Annotated in this window: 19 protein-coding genes; all 19 read right to left on the bottom strand. The window is 37.0% G+C overall.

Features of this window, described 5'->3' with window-relative positions:
• Window positions 1-217 precede the first annotated feature (217 nt).
• The 19 genes from abc-f to NXS10_RS00900 all read right to left on the bottom strand — a co-directional run bounded on the left by abc-f (window position 218) and on the right by NXS10_RS00900 (window position 23,256).
• Window positions 218-1,672: a ribosomal protection-like ABC-F family protein gene (gene abc-f / locus NXS10_RS00990; RefSeq protein ID WP_259136691.1), complete on the bottom strand. Its 1,455-nt coding sequence runs from the start codon at window positions 1,670-1,672 to the stop codon at window positions 218-220.
• A gap of 14 nt (window positions 1,673-1,686) precedes the next feature.
• A complete protein-coding gene (locus NXS10_RS00985; protein WP_259136689.1) occupies window positions 1,687-2,487 on the bottom strand; it encodes an ABC transporter permease in 801 nt (266 codons plus the stop codon).
• 14 nt (window positions 2,488-2,501) lie between these two features.
• On the bottom strand, window positions 2,502-3,380 hold the full coding sequence (locus NXS10_RS00980) for a metal ABC transporter ATP-binding protein (RefSeq protein ID WP_259136687.1): 879 nt from the start codon (window positions 3,378-3,380) through the stop codon (window positions 2,502-2,504).
• Window positions 3,381-3,419: 39 nt separating this feature from the next.
• Complete coding sequence (locus NXS10_RS00975) at window positions 3,420-4,745, bottom strand: class III lanthionine synthetase LanKC N-terminal domain-containing protein (RefSeq protein WP_259136685.1); 1,326 nt, start codon at window positions 4,743-4,745, stop codon at window positions 3,420-3,422.
• Window positions 4,723-5,001, bottom strand: a complete 279-nt coding sequence (locus NXS10_RS00970) for a hypothetical protein (protein WP_259136683.1) — start codon at window positions 4,999-5,001, stop codon at window positions 4,723-4,725. Before NXS10_RS00970 ends, NXS10_RS00975 begins: the two co-directional genes overlap by 23 nt.
• Window positions 5,002-5,020: 19 nt before the next feature.
• Entirely contained in the window at window positions 5,021-6,481 is a 1,461-nt protein-coding gene (locus tag NXS10_RS00965; RefSeq protein ID WP_259136682.1) for an alpha/beta hydrolase family protein, read from the bottom strand.
• A 166-nt stretch (window positions 6,482-6,647) separates the two neighbouring features.
• On the bottom strand, window positions 6,648-6,884 hold the full coding sequence (locus NXS10_RS00960) for a hypothetical protein (protein ID WP_259136680.1): 237 nt from the start codon (window positions 6,882-6,884) through the stop codon (window positions 6,648-6,650).
• A gap of 165 nt (window positions 6,885-7,049) precedes the next feature.
• Window positions 7,050-7,709 carry a CpXC domain-containing protein gene (locus tag NXS10_RS00955; RefSeq protein WP_259136678.1) on the bottom strand — a complete coding sequence of 220 codons (660 nt, stop codon included), beginning with the start codon at window positions 7,707-7,709 and terminating at the stop codon, window positions 7,050-7,052.
• 345 nt (window positions 7,710-8,054) lie between these two features.
• Entirely contained in the window at window positions 8,055-9,392 is a 1,338-nt protein-coding gene (locus tag NXS10_RS00950) for a hypothetical protein (protein ID WP_259136676.1), read from the bottom strand.
• Between the two features lie 6 nt (window positions 9,393-9,398).
• Entirely contained in the window at window positions 9,399-9,554 is a 156-nt protein-coding gene (locus NXS10_RS00945) for a hypothetical protein (protein ID WP_259136674.1), read from the bottom strand.
• 160 nt (window positions 9,555-9,714) lie between these two features.
• A complete protein-coding gene (locus tag NXS10_RS00940; RefSeq protein WP_444544871.1) occupies window positions 9,715-11,061 on the bottom strand; it encodes a recombinase family protein in 1,347 nt (448 codons plus the stop codon).
• Entirely contained in the window at window positions 10,964-12,205 is a 1,242-nt protein-coding gene (locus tag NXS10_RS00935; protein WP_259136673.1) for a recombinase family protein, read from the bottom strand. The genes NXS10_RS00940 and NXS10_RS00935 overlap by 98 nt, the downstream gene beginning before the upstream one ends.
• A 223-nt stretch (window positions 12,206-12,428) precedes the next feature.
• Complete coding sequence (locus NXS10_RS00930; protein ID WP_259136671.1) at window positions 12,429-13,898, bottom strand: LysM peptidoglycan-binding domain-containing protein; 1,470 nt, start codon at window positions 13,896-13,898, stop codon at window positions 12,429-12,431.
• 6 nt (window positions 13,899-13,904) lie between these two features.
• Entirely contained in the window at window positions 13,905-14,300 is a 396-nt protein-coding gene (locus tag NXS10_RS00925; protein WP_259136669.1) for a phage holin family protein, read from the bottom strand.
• The gene (locus NXS10_RS00920; RefSeq protein WP_259136667.1) at window positions 14,275-14,646 is read right to left on the bottom strand and encodes a hypothetical protein; all 372 of its coding nucleotides are present in this window, start codon (window positions 14,644-14,646) and stop codon (window positions 14,275-14,277) included. The genes NXS10_RS00925 and NXS10_RS00920 overlap by 26 nt, the downstream gene beginning before the upstream one ends.
• 5 nt (window positions 14,647-14,651) lie before the next feature.
• Window positions 14,652-14,858, bottom strand: a complete 207-nt coding sequence (locus tag NXS10_RS00915; protein WP_259136665.1) for a hypothetical protein — start codon at window positions 14,856-14,858, stop codon at window positions 14,652-14,654.
• A 393-nt stretch (window positions 14,859-15,251) separates the two neighbouring features.
• Complete coding sequence (locus NXS10_RS00910) at window positions 15,252-19,418, bottom strand: phage tail spike protein (RefSeq protein WP_259136663.1); 4,167 nt, start codon at window positions 19,416-19,418, stop codon at window positions 15,252-15,254.
• Window positions 19,418-20,140, bottom strand: coding sequence for a phage tail protein (locus tag NXS10_RS00905; RefSeq protein ID WP_259136661.1), 723 nt, complete (start codon window positions 20,138-20,140; stop codon window positions 19,418-19,420). The genes NXS10_RS00910 and NXS10_RS00905 overlap by 1 nt, the downstream gene beginning before the upstream one ends.
• On the bottom strand, window positions 20,137-23,256 hold the full coding sequence (locus tag NXS10_RS00900; protein WP_259136659.1) for a phage tail tape measure protein: 3,120 nt from the start codon (window positions 23,254-23,256) through the stop codon (window positions 20,137-20,139). Before NXS10_RS00900 ends, NXS10_RS00905 begins: the two co-directional genes overlap by 4 nt.

The following is a 23,256-nucleotide window of genomic DNA, read 5'->3' as shown; positions in this document are numbered from 1 at the left end:
AGTTCCAGATTAATGGCTTCAATCAAAAAATGGCTGTACGCTACTTACCATTTCAATCAGCAAGAGAGTACCAGGATACAAAGATGCAAAAATGGATGGGCTTTTCCTATCTGAGCATACATCAAGCGTATAAAAACCGTATTGCTTGCGATTATAATCAGGATAAGACCCTAGAAAATGACTTTCAAGAATTTTGCCCTCAACCCGAATTAGAATTTTATCTAATTCTTTTTAATTGCCCCTCTGATATCTCGTAAATAACAGTGGCAATCCTATCAACAAAAAAGCGATCATGCGATGTAAATAGTATAGTCCCAGGGTATTGTTTCATTAACTCCTCTAAACCTTGAATCACTTCTAAATCTAAATAATTTGTAGGCTCATCTAAAATTAAAATGTTACTATCATTTAAAATTGAAGCAGTGAGTAGTGCACGTAATTGCTCACCTGCGCTAAATGTCTTGATTTTTCTTTCCAAATCGCTTTCATCAAATCCCATTCTCTCCAATATTTCCACAACAAAATCATATGGATACTCACTCTCTGTCAAAACGAAATCGATAAGGCTGTCCACTATTTGATTAGAAAGGAAATCTTGTTTTACATATGAAAACTTTACATTAGATGAGATTGTAATTGCTTCATCACGGTTAAATATGTGATTTAATAGAGTTGTTTTTCCCACTCCATTATTACCAATGAAAGCAACTTTTTCTCCTGATGCAATCTGAAACGAAATTTTATCTAGTAATAAATTATTTCCAATAGAGATAGTTAAATTATTAGTGTATATAGGCACTTTACTGTGTAAGGAATTTGATTTTATTAGAGGAAATTCTATTTTTCTTTCAGACACTATTTTTTCATCAGAGATATTGTCTAACCTTTTTTTAAGTGATTTAATTTGTCGAGAAATTCCTTTTTGGCTACTTCCCTTAGATTTAGATTGTGCTAACCTACCTGGATTTATTCTTCTGTTTCTTTTACTGATTGTGACATCAGAAATTCGCTTTAAAGATTCATTTTTATTTTTGATGGCAGATTCCAATTGTTGCTTTTGTAGCCTTATCTGCTCATTATTATTTTCAATGGTTGCTTTTTCAAGTTCTTTTTGTTCTATATAGTCTAACCACCCTCCTTTATATTCCTTCACCGTACGATTTTCAATAACCCAAATCTTTGTTGCAACTTCTTCTATTAATTCCCTGTTATGAGTAGAAAAAATAACCGTCCCTTGATGTTTTTTTAAATAGTGTATCAAAACTTGTGAACCTTTTAAGTCTAAATTTGTAGTTGGTTCATCTAGTATTAAATTCATATATTCATTTTTTATAACATTGGATAGATATAGTTTAATCTTTTCGCCACCACTAAACTCTTCCGAATGTTCGTAAAAAGGATCAACTCCTACTTTAGATAAAAATTCATAGTTCGTCTCATTCCCTATTTCAATCTCATTACCATTTTGCTTTAAATAGAAGAACTCTTGATTTCTTGTTATAGTTCCAGAATATTTTTGCAAATTACCGGAAATCAAATTTAAAAGTGTTGTTTTTCCACTTCCATTCGCTCCTATTACGGCAATTTTATCTCCTTCCACTACCTCTAATCTGTCAATGGATAGTACTTCTTTCCCTAAAAATTCAATATAGATGTTCTTTAAAATAGTCATATGCCATCCTCTCGTTATCTTTCATTTGTTGTTAATTCCGCATTCTTTACAGAATATACCGCAATAACTGAAATGAAGAATGTCAATACTAGAACAACTACTACATTTACTTGATTAGATATACCAAAACTTAAATCTCTTAACGCATTCAATTGATATGTTAATGGATTAAAATAAGATATTATTCTAATAAGTACAGGAGCCTTATCAAAACTAAAAAATATAGGAGCTGTAAAAGAAATTGGTAATAGTAAAGTATTTAATATTAAATCTCTTGTTTTATATGAGCTTACTTTTAAAGATATAATCGTACCTACCGAAAACCAAAAAATCATCATGACTATAGAACATATAACAATTACAACGAATTGGTTAACAGTAAAATAATCACCAAAAAAAATGGAAATAAGATATAACACAATCATTTGTATCAAGAAGTTAGATAATGGAAATGACATTTTTCCTATTATATATGCTACTGGCGTTACTCCTTTAAAATATTTAAAGGCTAAAAGCCCCCACTTTCTATCCAATATGATTCTATAGACTGATTGCGACATCTGACTATACACTACCAGACCTATAATTCCAATAAAAGAAAATTGTAAAAAAGAGACTTCTTTATTTGCATAATAAATCTTACCGAAAGTTGCAGATATTCCCGTTGAGTAAAATAGGAAATAAAGCACGGGTACAAGTATTTGAGTATAAATTAAATGCTTGTTGTTTACTAATGCTCGGTACTCAATATAGCTTACTCTGAGAATAGATTCTATAAAATTTGTTTTTTGATTTTTATAGTCCAGTCTTTTCATTTTCTGTCTCCCCCTTATCCATTCAACTGAATAATTTCTTTCAAACTACGATTATTTTGTTCGATGGAACGAACCACTATATCATGTTCAATAAATAATTTTAATATTGAATTAATAGATTGTTCATTATGGACTTCAATTGTCAACGGGTTCCAGTTTAACACTCTGAAGGAGTCATTTATATTTTTTTCTACTTCTTCTGGTATCTGATTATCATAAAAAATTTTATATTCACTTAGGTTATTATAGTGTTTTAAAAATCTATCAATTTCACCGAAAAATGTTACCTTACCGTTTTCAATATATAATACCTTGTTACAATATTTTTCTAACATATCCAAATCATGAGAAGATATTATACAAATTTTCCCATCTTGGGTTTGACTACTCAATTGATTTAAGATATTTTCAGACGTTATTACATCTAAACTAGATGTAGGTTCATCTAAAATCAAAATTTTTGCATTTGATACAAGTTGCCTTGCTAATTGTACACGTTGTAATTGTCCACCAGATAGATTAGTCGGATCCTCCTTTTCTTTTCCTCCTAAGCCAATTGTATTTAATACATTAATTGTTTCTGCCTTAGCATTTATACTTCCACTAAATAAAGCTTCCATATAGACATTGTCAAAAACGTTTAAATACCAATCAATTGCTTGATTTTGCGGACAAAACGAAATATCTTTAGGAGATAGTTCGTCATCTATTAAAACCTCACCTTCTTTTTTAGGTAAAATCCCTAGAATAGAATTAATTAATGTACTTTTGCCCGCTCCGCTTTTTCCTATAACAGCTAAGAAATCACCATATTCTAATTCGAAAGAAATATTTTTAATCCCTTCTCCATTTTCGTAAAAATAGGATAAATTATCAACTTTCAACATAACCATTATTCCCGATATCTCCTTGCTCTTTTTATCAACGTGTAATCAATATCTTTGAATTATATTCTCCAATATTTTTAATTTTGTCTCGTATGAATTCGTAAAAAAATCTTTCTCCTTCATTCCCAATATTTCATCTATATTTATGGCAATATCTTCTAGAAATCTTGGATTTTCATCTATTTTTTCTATGAAATCTTCTTTAGTCTCCTCTCTCAACTCCGAATAATGCGTACTGTGAAACGCAAAATAACAAATGCATATAAAGGAATATAAATCCTTGTCTCTATGACTATATTTTGCTTTAGTGAATCCTGGAGTTCCTACTAAATTCATTATATCAGTATACTCCCCTTCTTTCACAGGATACTCACCGTCAATAAAACGTATATAATTATTCTTGTCAACTATTATATTATCCGGAGATAAATCATTAATTATATACCCTTGTTTATGAATTTTTTTTACGTACTCTAAAATTCTCGATAAAATCACACTACTTATTTTTTTATTCACCTTACTTAAAAATATATCCGTTAATGAGTTTCCTTCAATATATTCTTCCACAATAAACAACGAATCAGCTTTATAAAACACATCATAAACAATAGGGAAAATCCTTAGCCCTTCTAAGCTTTTTAAAACTTTATATTCGTTATATACTTTATCGAGTCCATCCTCACCAGATAAACTTATTTCTCCTAAAAAATTCCCCTTTTTCACAACACACATATTTCTATTAGAAACATCAATAGCTAGGTAAACTGATGATTTCCCTCTAACTCGTAAGCACTTTAATGGTAAGTATTTTTCAGCAACATTTTCTAAACGCGGAATATAGTAGTCCGCAATCGGTATTTCTACAGTATCTGGTATAACCTTTTTTCTAAAATCAATAAATCCTGTATCATCTCCATCTTTATCTAGTTTTAATTCTCCATATCTGTAATATACAACACTGCTACACATATAAGGAAAGTCTGACGGTATAGATACAGAAGCAAATTTTTTAGTTTTCTTATAACATATATCTAATAGGGATAATAAATCTCCTATATTTTGAGGATATATAGTACACATTTTTCCAATCTGACTATATCCGTAATTTCCCATATTCAGAAAACCTAAGTGTGTTATAGATTTTATAAATTTAAATCTTATATTTTTATCAATTAACACAGGGAAAATTAATTCTGCTATATCCAAAACATTTTCTAAAGTAGCTGAAATGTGTATCTTAAATCCATAATTAGGTAAATCGTAATAATGTTCTGGTAAATAGTACGTCCATATACCTTCTTCATCAAATTTGCTATTTTTCATTTGAGGAAGCTTTTCACTCAGCACCTCAAATAATGAATCCATCTCCATAAATTTCTTCCCCTTCAAACATCGCTAAAGAATAAAGAACATGAATGTATGCTACAATTATTTCTCTTGTATTATCAACATTTCTACTTAATAAAAAATTACCTAAGTCTGATACTGAAAACCTTTTGTCTCTCTCTTGCTGGTAGGAAAGAATGCACCAGTTATAAAATTTTTTCCAAAAAACAGGGCTGTCATCTGTATTCCTACAAATGTCATTAAGAGCATCTATCAAATCTTCATTAATATTTCTTTTCATACGTTTTTCCTCCTTTAAGTTACGAAATAATTTCATTTATTAAAAACGAATAAAACTTTTCCATGACTCGAGGTAGCATACTATAATGCCCTTCTCCTTCAATTTTTATCATTCCAACTCCCGAATAACCCAATTGTTTTGATTTCTCTACGAATACCTCCACTTGCTTGATTGGACAATAGACATCTTTCATACCATGAATAAAAACTATAGGTGATATAGTTGAAACTTTATCTAATAAATCAATTGGATTGTTCTTTGATATACTTATATCAAAATACTTAGTAATAATCTGTCTAGCTACAGAAAATATATATTGGTATCTATAGTCAGTAAAACCATTTATAGCTATAGCTTTACGAATGATATGTGAAAATTTTATGGCTGATAATATCGCAAGATAACCTCCAAAACTCTCTCCCGTAATAAAAATTTGTGAATATTCTTGTTTAACTTCCGTTAATACAGATTCAATGTCCAAAAGAGCCTGTTCGCCATTGTTTTTTAAAAGTCTTTGATAAAATTCTATACCATAACTTATACTGCCTGAATAATCTACCAGAATAACCCGTATCCCATTTTGTATCAGCGGTTGTATAAAATCCATATATTCATTTTTAATATACGTATCTGGTCCACCATGTAAAAATAATACAGTTTTAAGTTTAAATTCTCTGGGCTCTATTATTACAGCAGGAACTTGTCTGTCTCCAAGTATATGTTTTTTTACATTTTTTAGGTAAAAGCAATTTCTTGAAATTTCTTCTCCAGACAGTTTTATGACAAAACATTCCCTTTGATCACTTAATATTAATTTATACAAACATCTAGGATTGAAAAAGTTTGTAAATGAAAAAAGTACATATCCATCAAAAATATAAGCTCGATCAACATAACCACTTCCGCTAAAACAAGTCTCGCCATTAACAATAATTGAACATTCCAATTCTTTATTTAAAACTATTAATTCATTTCCTTTCCACTTATCTGAAATAACATCTAACCCTACATCTAGGGTTGCAAAAATCTTTTGTTCATACTTATTGTAATAACTCTTGAACTTCTTATCATCAGATATATATACGGCATTCGATATTGTATTAACTGACATAATTTCTTCAGTTGTACCATCTAAAAAATAATACCTCTTCACTTCTATAGTATCGACTGTCAATTGAACAACGTAATCAAAATAAGTTTCACTACTTGTCAAGACTGTTCTTATTTTATCTTTTAAAAATACATTACTAGTCATATGACAAGCATTTGTATCATATGTCATCAATTCATGCTTCGTTTGAATCAATAGTATTGTTTTTGATAACCAACCCAAAAACAATACTTCCTTAACATTAATACTCTCGGTACTCTCATTACTTAGATTATATATTCTTAAGTACTCATTATGGTCTACCGCCTCTATGTAACTAATAATAGTTCTATCATTATTTATGGTTAATTGATATACTTGCGTAGTCATATCATCACCTCAAAAAAATAAAAACACAGAACAGACTAAGATAACATCAGCCGTTCTGTATTTTCGCATAAACTAATAACGTTTATTTTACCTTAGTAGAGTATTCAAAATATTTAAGGCTGTTTTTAGCAAAATTACGTTATGCTATAAGTAATTGTAAAATGTTTTACCATCTAGTAGTCATAGGACCACAAGTAGAACTATGGGCACCTGAAAGAACACCTGCAGCTAATTCTCCAGAAACACCCAAACTTATCAATCCATCAAAACTACCAGATAATAATACATCATGTTCTTCCGGAGTTAAATCATATTTTTCTAATACACTTGATGGATTTGAAATATATTCTGCAATTAAATTTGGATTACCTTGAAGATTCTTAACTAAATCATTGAATTTCATATTTTGTATCCCCTTTCACAGAAGAATAAATAAAAACAGATACTCAATATTTTGAAACTATACTGAAATCTCTACTTGCAGTGAGTATATCATATTTTATTGCTTTATTCAAGAGATAAATTACAAGAATAAACACAATATTTATTTGGATAAATTCTGTAAGTTTCAAATACCATTTCTTACAAATTCTTCAGCCCAAACTTCATTGATGTAGCATAAATCGATGTCAACATCTCGAATCTCTGAGTAGCATTCATCATAGAGTTCCCTATCAAATTCAAGTGAAGCCACAACATCTTGACTACGAACGAACATAAATTGATACCTAATATCACCAACTTTAGTAAATACCATGTAATCATATGTAAATTGAATATCATCAATCTCTTTTGGGCTCTTTAGATATTTCATTAACTCTATTGCTCTATCATCAAATCCTTCGCTAAAAATTTGAACCTTTTCAATAAATTCTTCCATATCAGAGACTACTCTAATCTGATATTTGCTGATATCAATTCCTTCTGAAATGAGCGAGAGAATCTGTGCTTTAATGATAGTACTATCTTTTTTAGGTGAGTATTGAACAATAACAAGATTATTCTCATCATGAAAAATTGTAGGATATTCAATCAGTGCCTGATTGCCACATTCACTACAACTAAACTTGAAGAACTCCCAATCTGAGATGGAAGAAATCAATTCAGGGGAATATACTGCATCAACTCTATCAATTCGCTCAAATAGCCCCATTGTATCACAGCAATTACATTTAATAGGGGCTAAATAAATATTTGTCATTTTCAATTTCTCTTTTCCATCGACCATGTTGGTGATATTCTAGTTCAAAAAAAAAGGGGGGGGACAAATCTATTCCCACAGATACCCTTTCTGCCAGAACAATTTGCACCCCCTATGCGTATATGGAAATAAATTTCCTATTTTACCTCCATCAGTCTTACTACCTCACATCGAGAATATGTGATTGATACTTCTATCAAATAGTCAAAAAAGGCTTGGTATCAAGCCTTTCATAAACTCTGAAACGATGGGTTTTAGTCCGTTTTCATGAGCAGAGCAACGCACTCCACGTGTGATGAGAGCTTGCTTCTATACTAATAGACGAAATATGGTCTTAAAATAATTGAGATTATACTATTGGACGAAACTATACTAAAGACCTAAACTTTTTTTAATTTTATCTTCAAAATCAACTTTAGATATATTTTGCCCCAACACAATACCAAGCATCATATCCCTACCTACATCAACAATTTCATTAAGATTATCGAAACTTTCAACATAAATGTTAGAATTATGTTTTATGAAAGCATTTTTGATTATCTCTGATAATTGACTAATGATGGGCTGAATTAAAAAAAGTGTATTATTTCTCATTACTAGCATATTATAACCATCCATTTTTACAATCGTAAACTCGACTCCATTAAAATATTTTTGTATATTGTGTACACTTGAAGTAATCGAAGTAGAAATCAAGATATAGCTATTATTTGGTAATGTACCCAATAAATCTTTCCAATTAGGATATTTAAAAATATAAAAATTATGGAATTGCAATATCGCCCTCTTTTCATTAACCAATTGTAGAGGTAGTAAAAATCCAGTATTTGATTCATCATCAACATACATCGAAGTATAACTTTGTCCGTTATTTAATGTAATATAAACAAATAAGAAACTACCACAATCTAATACATCGATATATTTTATATCTTCCAAATCAAATAATTCTTCTGGATTAGCGATGTACTTTATCTCTGGAGTATCATAGTTCTCTCCTTCAATTTCTAAAAAAGGAAAAGAATGTGCCACATCAGGTAAACCGAATGTATTTGAATTGTCTTCTTTTAAATAAAAACTAGTTAATCTGTTAGGTACCATGAAATTTGATGGAAAATTTTGTTCAACAATTTGGATATATTCATCAATTTCATATGATTCCAGAGTACTACACTCTATAACACTCTGATCATATACAAACTCATTATTAACCCACGATATCGTTTGTATTAATTTTCTAAATCGTCTATTGGGATTAAAGTCAAGGCGACAATCTATACTACAACTACACTTATTATATGAGTTGCATCTAGTACAACGCCCTTCTGACATTACAGTTTGTAACTGAGAAAGAGTTGTTATAGATTCTAACCCTAATTTAGTGACATCAATATTAAATGCATCTCTACCAATTAATAGTAAACAATTAATCAATAATTGAATTTTTTCCTTTGAATAATTAATAATCCGAAAATACCCCAGATGCTCGTTCTTATATGAGAGATTCTTATAATAATTGAAATACACCTTATTATTTTCTCTCATATATGTTACTTCATTTTTAAATGCTTCTACTCCAGATTTCTCAAGGAATCTCAACATTTCTATATATGTAGCAAGTTGCTCATGCATTCTCTTATAATACCTACTTAAACCATGTAAAATATCATCTTTAGAACTATCAACTTGTGAAACCTTTTCGCACATTAATAATCATAATCCTAACGAAGAGGTATGAAAAATTCGATGATGTACCGTCTCATGTTGAATGAGTGGCAAAATGTCTACAAGACTTTGATCTTGTAATCCTCCATTGATGAAAAATGAACTACCATTATCATAAAAACCTGATTCCTCTATTTTAAACATTTTACCTCCTAAAATGATAAATTTTAAATTATCAACACGATTTAATTTTTTATTCTAGATCACTTTCACATACTAATAAAAGTACTATTCTTAAATAATTTTACCACAAAAACACAAAAAAGGCTGTAAGACAATAGTAAAAACTACTGTCTTACAGCCTCTATAACTCTACTTCAGTTCCTTCGAGAAAAACTGCCATAATTTGCCCATCTTCTGAAATGCTGATGTGGTCGAGAACCTGATTCATCACTTTTCCATCAAACTGATCTAAATCCAGTAACTGATACATCTGCTTGGCATAGTGCTTATGGAGAAGATCATCTCCATTCTCTAGACCTTGCCACTTATCCACTACGTCCGTTCTATTTTCTTGCAATAACTCAACTGCCTTCATAAAGGCTTTCTCAAGCATTTCTTCGTCAATATGATTATTATGACAACCTATCACCCCTTTGAGCTTATAGCGGTTATTACACTGCCATACTTTGCGTTTGCCTCTACTGGTCGTCCAGTTCTTTCTGCCAAAGGCTGAACCACATTCCGCACAAAATACCTTAGTCGCAAAGGGATTATTGTCACCTTGCATGATGTAAGACTTAATCTGATGCTCTTTTCGGTAGGATTTTCGTCTAGCTATTTCTAATTGAACCATCTCCCATGTTTCCGAATCAATAATCGCATCATGACTATGTTCCACATAGTATTGATTCACTTGACCTTGATTGGCACTACGTTTCTTGGTTAGAAAGTCAACTGTATAGGTTTTCTGAAGAAGGGCATCACCTTTGTACTTCTCGTTCTGAAGCATTTTTAGAATTGAACTGGGATACCAGTTAGCTTTTCCAGACCAGCCTTTGACATGATTTTGGTTCAATTCTTTGGCAATACTTTCTGAGTTATACCCTTTGAGAAACTGATTATAGATGTACTTCACCACTTCTGCTTGCTCAGGATTAATGACTAATTTCCCGTTCTCATCCTTGTCATATCCCATGAACTTGGTCGTATTCACACGGACTTCACCACGTTCAAACTTCTTTCGAATACCCCAAGTCGCATTCTCTGAAATAGAGCGTGACTCATCTTGGGCAAGGGAAGATAAAATGGTGAGAAGTACCTCGCCTTTCGAGTCAAGGCTATCAATATTTTCTTTCTCAAAGGTAACTCCAATCCCCAGTTCTTTCAACTCACGGACATATTGGATACAGTCCAAGGTGTTTCTGGCAAATCGAGAAATGGACTTCACTAGGATACGGTCAATCTTGCCTTCCCTACAATCTTGTATCAGTCGATTAAAGGCATCACGCTTTTTAGTGTTGGTTGCTGAGATGCCTTCATCCGCATAGATATCAACTAACTCATAGTCTTCATGCTGTAAAATATAGTCTCGATAATATTGGACCTGGTTCTCATAACTTGATAGCTGTTCGTCTTGGTCGGTGGATACCCGACAGTAGGCTGCCACCTTGATTTTGGGTTGGGTCTTGTTCGTAATACTGACGTCCACCCTCTTGGCTGGAATAATCGTAATGTTTTTGACCATTCTCTCTCCTTTCTAAAACGGTGACTGGTTTGCGAAGTGTCCAATGTGCAATAGCCTTCTCTGCTACACGCATCCCCTGACAAGAACTTTTTCCTTCTTTGATGTATTTAGAACAACACCAAACAATCTGTTTCTTGTAAGATATTTGTCGCTTAAGCGTTGACCCACAATATTGGCATTTAAGCATACTCGTAAACGGATAGCATCGATTAGTATCACGATTCCAAGTTCCTCTGCCCATCCTATCTTGTACCTTTTGCCAATCCTCTATTGAGACAATTGCTTCATGATTGTCCTCAATCAAATATTGTGTCAATTGACCTTGGTTCAATCGTTTTGGGCCATGCACACCATCATGGAAATATTTTTGAAGAAGAGCTGATCCTTTATACTTTTCATTACTGAGGATATTTTTTATCGTCGTATCATGCCATCTACCACCTGTTACCGTCGGAACTCCCTCTTTATTGAAGAGTTTCGCAATCCGATGCATCCCCATACCGCTCAAATAAAGTTGATAGATTCTTCGAACAATCTCCGCTTCTCGCTCATTGATGATGAGCTCACCACTTTCGTTTACATCATATCCTAAAAATCGTTTAGTATTGATGATCAATTCGCCACGTTGAAACTTCTTCTGAAATGCCCAATGCTGATTGGCACTCATACTCCGCAATTCTTCCTCAGCTAAACTTGCTAGCACTGAAAGCATGACTTCACCCTCACTCGATAGTGTATGAATATTCTGCTCCTCAAAGAAAATATCCACACCAAGTGTTTTCAACTCTCGACTCACTTCAAGAACAGTCAGCGTATTTCTCGCAAAGCGTGAAATCGATTTGGTGTGAATAAGGTCGATATGCCCTTTCCGACATTCCTCAAGCATAGCTTGAAAATAAGGTCGTTCTTCTTTTGAACCTGAAATCCCTTTATCAGAGTAAACACCAAGGAAATCCACATCCTCACGATGACTATAAAGTCGCTCAAAAGCTACTTTCTGATTCCCAAGAGAATCCAACTGACGGCTATTCATCGTAGAAACCCGCACATAAGCACAAACTCGTTGCTTCTTCTGATTCGTTTTAGCCTGTATCACAGTAATACCCATGTCGTCTCCTTCCTATATTATATGTACACTATATATCACTCTAATCAAGAGATAAGTCAAGTTATCAGACCAACTATCTCGACCATAATGTAGTATGCCAATAGTGATTGGAATGCAAATTATTCTTCCTACCTTACCAAGTACATTTGAGCGCGATTTTTCTGCACTTTTAAGAAAAAAAGCAAAAAATAAAGCCTGATGTTTCCACCAGACTTAAGAACTATTATCCTAATCTGAACCAACCAATGACTTTACCCAGTTTGACCGTACCAGTTGAATCGTAGAGTGAGCCATCCGCCATCCAGACTCGTTTGACTCGTCGAGTAATACCTCCACCACCAAGCTCCAATTGGTCGTTAATGCCATTCTTGTTAAGATCTGAATAGCCATCGATATTCTGCTCTACCCCATCAATATCTTGCCCATCAGAGTCGGTCACACAGATACCAATATGACCAAAGGGGTGTCCGACTGTATCAATAACGTAGAAATCACCCGCTTTCGGATTTACTCCCCAAGCATCATAAATCACTGGAAAACCGTTTGATTTGGCTTTTTTCAAACAGTCAATCGCATTGGTGTAAGACAGATTCTTGTCCGTCAACTCTTGAACAATCTTATCCGCCAAAGCAACACACTGACCGCCATAAGGGTTACTTGGCACAGTTACTTTTTGACCAACCTTAGATAGAGCTGACGCAATCACACGTTGTGGCATACTGGTTGGAATAGCAGTTGTTGTCCTTGATGCCGCATTGACTTTTAGAGTTTGTCCAATTTTTAGAATATCTGTTTTCTTCAGACCATTTAAGGCTAATAAAGCATCAACAGGCTGCCCAAACTTTCTGGCAATTCCATAATAGGTATCCCCCTTTTGAGCCGTATAAGTTTGTTCGGAATCACCAAGACTTGTACCTTCCACATCCTGTTCTAACACCCACGACTGAATTCCTTCAAGGAGGTAGGCTCTCTTACTTCTTGATTGCTTTACCTCTTTGACTCGGAGGATTTTATAGACTTTTCCCCTGACCCAGTTAGAGATGACTTGACCCGTTTGATAATGAGTCGCATGAGGTAACACACGAACGCTATCCCCAACGCGATAGATAGGGCTGGTAGAAGAATTGGGCTGTCCTTCTTGATTACTGGGTGGTGCCGAAACAATGTTCTTCACCTCCTCTTGTGTAATAGCTGAAACGAGACCCTTCGCAATTTCCTCTTTCTTGCTTTCAAAAATCGCCATGTCCTCTTCATTATCGATAAAGGCAATCTCCACCAAACGATAAGTATAACCACGGCTAGCTGCTTCATTGGCATTATACAGCCAGTCAACTTTCTTAATTCCTCGATTTGGAAAATAGCGCCCAAGAGTAGATAGAATAGCCATGTCCTCCTTGTCTGCCGTCAAAGAAGATTGAATAAGGACTTCCGTCCCTCGTGCCGTACCATTAAAGGAATTGAAGTGCAGCTCAGTAATAGAGTCATAGCCTTTCCCAAGACTTGCCAACGACTTATAATCATAGACATTTTGGTCCGTGATGTAGTCGATGGTTTGACCGCTGTACTTGGACATGAGCTTAGCTAACTCACGTACTTTGCCAGCTTCTGTGATACCTAATTTGGTATTCACTGCTCCTGGGTCATAGACTGTCCGCCCTTGCCCATGACCACAAATAACTAAATGTTTACCCATATCTGTTTACCTCTCGTTGATTTGTTTTAAAATTTCTTGTAGTTTCTCTGGAATAGGCAAGCCAATTCGAACGGTATTCTCCAAAATACTGAATCCTTCATTGCTGAGGTAGAAGAAGATCACCATTGTCCGAATCGCCCCACCTTGTTTGATAATCGCTGTATCAATCAAATAACCAATGGAAACTAAACATAAAATGGCTATCTTTTTAAAGATGCCACGAAAACCGATACTACTTGATAGCTGTTTCTCAACAACTGCCGCAAAAATTCCTGTTAGATAGTCAATAACGATGAAGACAAGGAGGGCATATAAGATACCATCCAACTCCCCAAATAGACTTCCGACAAATCCCCCTATCGTAGAAAAAAGGAGTTTATTGAGGGTTACTAATTCCTTCATCTGCCACCTCTCTTTCTATTCGCTTTTCTTCTTCAACAGTTGGGTCTGACCAATCTGGTTGACCATTCTCATCAAACCGCATGAGATAGAAACAATCATGAAAGAGGTCAGAGATATTCAAGGTTAATGCAGTGCTGCCCCACTGATTAAATGCCCAAACTGTTTCAGTTGTAACCAACTGTCGCTTGCCATTTTTAATGGCAGGTCGTCGTGACTCTTCTAAGTACATGTAAAAGTCCTGTTCAAGCGTCTTACAACGGATAAACTCACCATTCTTTCGCATATACGATAGAGCGGTTCCTAAATCAAATGGTTCTGTTACTTTGTCAATATTGAGTAGTGCCATAGGACCTATTCTCCTTTCTCTTCTTCAGGTTTCGTCTGAACTTCTAACAGCTCCATCAATTCCTGTTTTTCTTTACGCAATAAGCTAAGCTCCTCATCTCTTTCCACCAATTGGATGGCAATGAGATTCTTAGCAGTGATTTCATCAGATAGCTTTGTGACAAGCTCTTGAATGGTTAGTTTTAAAGATTGGTTTATTTGTTCTAGATTCATGTAAAATCTCCTTTATTTGATGGTATCCCAAGTCAGAAGAACATCCCCTCGACCTGTGATATTGACTAAGTGTTTAAAATTGTGATTGAATTGATGAAGGACATCCTTCAAACTGACATAGGTGGATGTGTTTCGATACAGTCGAATATCGCCAATATTCATTACAGAGGTTGGTCTATCTGCTGCTCGATGGGCATCGATATTGAGTTGATTTGGAAGAGTGACAACGTCCCAACCGTCTGGATTGGTATAGGGTGAACTCGCTAACCTGACCTTATCACCAACAATATCAATTTGGTCATCATTTGCGCCATTCCAAGCACGAATACCGACAAAGCCACCGTCATTGGCATTCCAATTGTTCCAGCGGTTCGAACCGATAACGGTAACACCTCAGGGCTTGCCATTTGATGTTCCAGTCTCAAAAGAAACCCATTGATGGGGATATCCTGAGACCTCCCGTGATATGGAAGGAGAATTTGTGAAGAACTTGATATTCCCTTGGTTTAGATTAATCTTCATGGCTCCATTTGTAGCCGTTAGAATGCCTCCAGATAGTTTGTTGGCAGAAAGTGTCACTGCCTGTACTTGGGTGATAAAGACATTCTTCGCAAAGAGTTGTCGAAGATACGCATCATTGGCCATAAACTTGTTAAAGAAAGCTTGGTCAACTTTTAACTTATCAGCCGTAATGGCTTCTGCACCAATTCGAGCTGCGGAGATGATACCAGACGTAATCTTCCCTGCATCTAGACTTGCGATTTTGCTGGAGGATATCACGCTATCTTGAATATAAGTCGTACCGGTTATTTGGACTAATTTGCCATCAATCTTAACCGTTCCGTCTTTATTGAGATTAAGCTGATTTAGTATCGTTCCAGCACTAGTCAAATTGCGTACAGACCACGACCCTGCGAGTGTTGCAACCTGAGTTTGAATGGCATTAACAGCCGCAGTTGTTGCCCGACTGGTTTCTAAATTGCCAACTCGTGTCACAATCCCACTAGCTGTTTGAACAACTTGGCTGATTTGATTGGTGTGATCTCCAATTGTTCGAGTGTGACTACTTAAAGTATCCCGCACTTCATGAAAAGCTGTCACTGTCGTAAAGTCTTCTAACGATGGTGTCCAGTAGTCTGGAAAGATATCACCAGTTGATACCATCAAGGCTCTAAAGTGGAACTTTCCATCCTTAACACCATCAATTCTGACTTGGAGTTCAAAGCCTTTAGAATGTTGATACATCTCTTGAGTGATAGTGGTGGTCAGTTTTATCAACCGATAGTTGTTACCAGTTGTAAGATTGCTGCTCCATTTATTGTAGAAAGGGTGGTACAAATGCCAGTTGGTCCACGTCCAAGAATTCTGACTATCCAAAATTGGACCTTGGAGTCTCATAGAACGATTCGTCACTGCAGGGTCAAATGTAATCTCATCCGCTGAGATATGAACATATAAATGAACCTTTGACCCAACGTAAATGCCACTACTGTCTCCAAATTGAACTCTTCCCAATGATGCGATCCAGTTGCTATTGGTATTTATTGTCTGATAAGCACTCCATCTGTCGGATGTTCCAGCTATCAAGTTCCGATGCGAAACTGAAGTAGGGATTCTGCTTTCCGTCTGACTGATTCGCTGAGTAAAACTATCAGAGGTTGTTTTGACCAGATTCTGCACACTGGTTGTGGTCGCATAGGATTGTAGAGAACTAGTTGTAAGATAGCCACGACCAGTAATATTGGAATCAACCTGTGCTTTAGTTTGGTAGCCTTTTGAGTTAATAGCTGATTCAACTTGCGTACTCGTTAGCCGTTGTTCAATTTGCCCAGCCTGTGTTCGGATAGTAGTTTCTGCACTGGCTACTCGACCAGTTAAGGTATTAAAATCAGTCTTTGCCACTTTCTGTGAAATAGCGTCATTGGTAAGTCGTAAATCTGCCTTGGTTTGAGTGATCTGACTTGCGTTTGTATTTGCCTTCGCCAAGGCATTGCCTGCTGTCGTTTTAACACCTTCAAGTACAGTCTTATCTGCTTTAAGCAAAATCGATTGGTGCGTCTGTTGGATGGAGGTCGTATGTCCTTCGACAGTTTGTTTAATAGCATTGAAATCTGTTTGACTAACCTTTGAGGAAACATCTGAAACTAATTGCCGAATCTGAGTTTCTGCTCTCGAAAGCTTTCCACTTGCCTCGGTTAGTCTCGTAGAAACCTGCTCCACACCAACGGCTGTTTGCGTGATGAGTGTCCGTTGACTTGTCAATTCACCAGAAATATCTGCTGGATTTTCTGAATAGCCAGTATCTAATAAACTTTTAGCGACTTTCAAACCAGCTACGTAGAATCTATTCCCATTTGGAATCGAGCTACCATTGTATTCCGTCCGAAATTGAAGCGATCCATCGGATAGCACATGAACTGTTTTCCAGTATCGTGTCCAATCACTTGTGATAGATATCTTATCATCAGACTCTCTAACTCTTGCGACTGGTGCACGATAGACACTAGAGCCTGTCCAGCTCACTGAAACCTTGATAGAAGAAAGCGGCTGATTGGCTTTGGCATAAAAGCTAAAGGTAATGACATCTCCTGCTTTCACAAGGATATTCTGATGGCTACCATTGAATCCCGCTTGTGTCGAACGAACAACCAGCCCTCTGAAAGTCTCCGACTCAGTCGTCCAATGATTTCCTAAATGCCAAGCATTTCCTTTATTGGTCCAATCACGAGTACCCGTCATTAGATTCAATCCATCTAGATTCGTCGGTATCTTTGCGATAGTCTCACTGATTTCAGTTGTGATGCGATTCCCCAATTGCGTGATGGTTGATTCTGCAGTCGCTATCCTTTGTTTGGCTTGGTCAAAATCACTGGTTCGAACACGTTGGGCAATTTGGTCTGCCTGTAGCCGAATGCTTGATTCGGCACTCGTTATCCGCCCTGTCAAACTATCCACTAAGTGCTTACTGGCAAGAAGTTTAATATCTTCTTTGGTTTGTGAGAAATTGGTACTTACTGTAGCCAACTGGCCACTGAATAGAGTTTTTGTCGCTTCAATCAATCGGCTAGCTTCCGAAATCGCCTGAGATTTAGCCGTCGCAATCTTTGTCTCTGTTTGTGTTCGCTCTGTTAGAGTTAGGCGGCTAACTTCTTGAATGGCATCAAGCTTGGCTTGTTCTGCCCTTCTAAGGGCTTCAGTTGCCCCAGTTTGAGCCTGCTCTGCCTTCTGTTTGGCTTCTGTTACTAGGTTGGTGTTTGCCCCAGCCTTTGCCAATAAATCTCGAGTTGTTCGATTGTTTTCCTCTTCATGGGTTCGCATTCGTTGGTTAATGGCTGATAATTCCGTATCAATGCCCGCCTTTATTCGGTCCGCATAGACTTCTCCATGACTTTGAGCCTGTTCAATGGCATCTTCAATGGCTACTTTACGTTTGTCAAATTCTGCTTCAAAAGCTCTGTTGGCATTTTCAATCGCACGTTCAATAGCGACAGCTTCACTACGCTTGTTTCCATCAATGAGAGTATTTGCTAAAGTGGATAAGCTACCGCTTGATTTACTTGAACCAATACTTGCCTTATCATCAAAGGTAATGGTACGGTAACGCTTAGCCAGTGGATCATAGTCATAAGCGACAGCTTTCTTCCTCATATCAATTCCATGCAGTTTGCTTTTTAAGGTGACTGTATCACCTAGATGAACGGATTGACCATCCAACTCAAATGCTTCAATGACGATGGCATCTTTGGGCTGATCAATTCCCTCTAAGCGAAACTTGCTTCTAGCCCACTCGAGCAACTCCTGACGAGTTTTTAGGGTATTATTGGTATAAGTGACCTCATTGATGAAAGGATAGGAGTTAATCAAGGGACTATCTACTGTTACTTTAAGAACCATTTCACTATCCTGCCCCTCCTGTTTGAAGGTAGAAATCGCATGAATTCGAGTGATTATCTGGGAGCTTTCCTTGGTTCGTTGATACTTTTTCAGATTGTAGTGGGTTGAGATGACCACACCACGGTCTTGCCCTCGCTCTGCCTTTATAGCTAGGGCAAGATTATCTCGAACCAATTCTCCCTCCCAAGTACCAAGGATAGAATGTTTCCCATCAAGAAGAGCTGAATAAAGGGTTTGTTCTTCATCAGCTGTGTAGATCCTGTTCCTGACAATATCACTGGTAAAGGAAAAATCACCCAATGATGACTTGCTTGCCATGACCAAGCTCGATAGAGCTGTTGCACACGGCACTTGTTCACACCTAAAGGGTGCTACAAGCCTCGTCATGATGTCGTCTGAAATATGATAAGTCGTCACCTCAAGACTGGTATCTCCTTCAATAACTTTCTTTATTCGAAACAACTGATGCCCTAATACTGGAACTGGACTACGAATAAGATAGTCCTCTTTGAGGTCACGATACAAACCGCTATCCGTGATTGGATAAGTAAAGTTAAGAACAAAATCCCCATTCAAACTTTCTTTGACGCTGGCCTTAATGGTCTCAGGTAGTGGTTTCCCATGCCATTTTGCCGTTCGTACTGTTTTGTCTACTAATGATAGCACTAAGCCCACCCCCAATTCGTTTCTATGGTTAATGATGTGATGCCTGGACCAAGGACAACTCCAACTGAGTCATTTCTGCCTGCATCAATGGAAATAAAATCGCCAGCCCATTTGATAAGCTGACCTCTTTGTGTCTTAAAACTGGGCTTACTGGGATTATTGTCCATAATGAGCGTTTCCTGTAGTCTCTCCAAGCGAATGACATCATCCCCAATCGTAAAGCTAGTTTCATTACTTGAGTTACCACTTATGGTGATTTTAGGAAAAGCAATAGCTGAACCCTGACAACGTAAAGTACCACTAGTTCTAAATACCTGCGGGATTGTCGTTTTAAACCACTTGGTTGGGTGACAAGAAAAGGTAACCTTGGTTTCATATACTCCTAGCTTATCCTTCTGAACTGGAGTATGGTGAACCTTGTAGCACCAAAAGCGTATTGTCTTGAAACTAGCATTCTCAAGCCAGAATCCCTCCTTCAAAAACAACTTCAAAAAGGTATACAACTGCTCTTCACTCGGTTTTACCAAATAAAGAGTGTAGCTCAACTCCATGACACTTCGATGAGGATTGCTTTGAAGAACAGCTCCTGATAAGCCTTGGTGTTCTATCAATTGAGTTTTACTCTCACTCACTGTAATAGATGGGCTATCTCCCACGATAACCTTAAAAGGAAAACTTGCCGTGGATACTCCACCAATGGTTAATGCATTGTGTCGAATCATGGTCTCACTCCTCTCAATCCTTGTTGTCGCTCAAGCTCATACACTAGTTTCTCTCCAACCATCTCCGCAAGACGATGGAGGTCAGCCTCTTCTCTTACGGTATTTCCTGTAATGGTGATGTGAATGGTTGGTAGATTGCTTGTCATGGTCTTTGCGATTCCTCGACCAATAGCACCCAGTGTTTGTTCATTTAATGGAAGAACAGCTTCTTTTCCAGCTTCACCACCCACCATTAAACGATGACCAGTCATCCCAAAGGCGGTTGGCTTGGTTAAAATCCCACCTTTCGCATACCAGTCAATCCCAATGCTTGGAAGATTTCCCTTCAACCAATCAAGCGGATTGGCTGAACCACTCACTCGAAAATGAGGCAAAGGAATATGCGACCACCGAATCTGAAAGTTAAAGAGATTTTTGATAGCGTTGATGGCAGAGCTTACCGCATCTTTTGCCCCATTGATAGCGTTGGAAATAGTATTTTTCACGCCATTCCAAACGGACGAAACTGTATGTGATATCCCATTCAAGATACTAGACACAGTGTTTTTGATACCATTCCATATCGTTGAAACAATTGAACCAATCGTAGACAGGACACTGGATAGTGTCGTTTGAATAGCTGACCATATGGATGAGATGATAGAGCTAATGGCTGAGAGTAAAGTTGAAATCGTATTTTTGATACCTGTCCATGCGGTGGTTATATACTGGGCAATGAAGTTTAATGCTAGGGAAATAAGGGATGTAATTCCCTCCCATGCCGTAGATAAAACCTGCTTAATCGTTTCCCAGCTGCCAGCCCAATCACCAGTTATAATCTGCATGACTGCTTTAATGATGCCAAGAACCACATTGAGAGCAGTCTCAACCACTATCTTTATCATGTCCCAAACAGTTGTGATAATCAGTTGGATATTCTCCCAACCAGCTTGAATAAGAGATCCAAGAATGGTCATCACTGTTGTAATAACCGATGAAATGGCATTCCATACGGTAGTTGCAGCATCGAGTATCATCTCTTGGTTTTCTCTCCACCAAGAAGTGAGTAGCCCCCAAATGGACATAATAAAGCTGGAAATTTCCTGTATCACAGTTGAGATAAAGCTAGAAATAGCCGTCCAAATGTCTGTAACTGCCGTTCGGAAAACTTCGTTATGTTGCCAGAGTTGTTGGAGAGCAACAACAAGTAAAGCAATCACTGCAATGATACCAAGCACTATACCAATGATAGGAGCTGCAGCTGTCATCATCCCTACAATCGTTGTCCCCATTGCCATTGCGGCTGCTTGTAAAGCTAGAAAGACTGGTAAAAGTAAGCCTAATCCAGCAACTAAGCTTCCAACAATGACGATAAACTGTTTCACAGGTTCTGATAATCCAGAGAACCATGTTGCCACGGCTTGAAGTAAACTCGCAAGTACCTCTAGGATGGGAGCTAGAGTTGCGGCAATGGCATCCCCTATCTCAGCCATCGCTAACGTGGCAGAATTTTGAGCCGTTGTGAATTGATCAATAGGGTCTAGCGTTCCTTCATAGGTTTGAGTGACAATCCCCTTAGCTTTCTCAGCCGTACCTGCCAAGTCCTCAAAAGATAAAGCACCACGCTTGATGGCATCCACCATTCTTGGAGCAGCTTTGCTTCCGAAAATGTCAGAGGCAAGCGATAAGGATTCTGTTTCACTGGTAGACTGCTTGATTTGTTCAACAGTTCTTGCCAGCCCATCTTTTAAGGTTAATCCATCTTTGGCATAGGCAACCGCTGCTTTTGATAGAGAAGAGAGAGCCGCTGATGAATCAACACCAGCCTTCTCAAAACGCCCCATTAAGGTCACGCCATCATCAAAGGACAGTCCAAGAGATTTTATTTGTGGTGCTCCAGCCACTGCCTTATCCATCAATTCCTGAACACCAACACCAGTAGCTTGACTGGTATAGGTAACCGTATCGAGAACCCTTGTTAAATCAGTGGCTTCAAGACCATAAGCTTCAATGGCTTGTTTTGCGGAAATCGCAGAGCTTGAAACATCACTACCATTGATTTCAGAGAATTCGATGAGTTGAGTGGAAGCCGTTTTAAGGGCATCTCCTGTTAACCCAAACTGCGTATTCAACTCCCCTACGGCACTACCTGCAGTCTGAAAATCTGTTGGAATCTCCGTCGCTAGCCGCTTTGCGATAGCTGTCATCTCTTCCAAAGCTGAACCTGTTGCTCCAGTTTTTGTGACAATGATATCCATCCCCTCATCAACCTCTAAAAAGGCATCAAGGGTCTGTCCACCAAAGTCAATCAACTTCTGGGACACCTCTCCCAATCTATCCCCAAACTCCGCAAGAAGATCAGCTTTAAGAAGATTGTTGGTTTCTGATAGACTGTCTTGAACAGAATGAGAACTGGATGCCATTTCCTCCATTTCATGCTGGAGATTGTTATAGGCTATTTTTGTTTCGTTGAGTGTTTTTTCAAGTTTATTGGCTTCAACCGAATGTTCACTATACTCAGCCTTGGTGAGAGAAAGTTGTTGCTCCAGATTATGGATTTGTCTTTCAAGGATTTCTGAATTAGAAGCCATCTTTTTCTGCGCAAGACTCAGTTTATCCGATTCGCTGGCGGCTGAACCAAGGGCAGATTCTTGTAACTTGAAGGAACTATTGAGTTTTTCACTTTCAGATACCAACTGGGCTTGTTCACTTTGAAGAGCATTCAACTTGGACTTATTACTTTCAACCTGTGTACCATTTTCAGCTAAGGTTTTTGAAACGCTATCTAGTTGACCTTCATAACTGTTGAGAACATTCTGGGTGGTTTCAATCTCCCTTTGAAAAGCACGGTACTGGTCTGCGCCAATGTTTCCTGCTTTAAATTGAGCTTCTACTTGTGACTGAGCTTGACGAAGGGTAGCTAACTTTTCTTTTGTGGTCTCGACTTGTTTAGCCAAAACTTCCTGTTTTTGCATTAAAAGAGTGACATTACCTGTATCAAATTTCAGGGATTTATCAATCTGTCTTAATTCTTTAGTGGCTTCACTCGACGCCTTGTTCACTCCCTTTAAGGCATTTTGTAAGGGTTGGGTATCTCCGCCGATTTCAATGGTGATGCCCTTAATAGTTCCTGCCAT

The sequence above is a fragment of the Streptococcus sciuri genome (genome assembly GCF_024814375.1).
GTDB classification, from domain to species: domain Bacteria; phylum Bacillota; class Bacilli; order Lactobacillales; family Streptococcaceae; genus Streptococcus; species Streptococcus sciuri.
The sequence above is the reverse complement of the archived record's forward strand: the minus strand, read 5'-3'. Positions and strand labels throughout refer to the sequence as shown.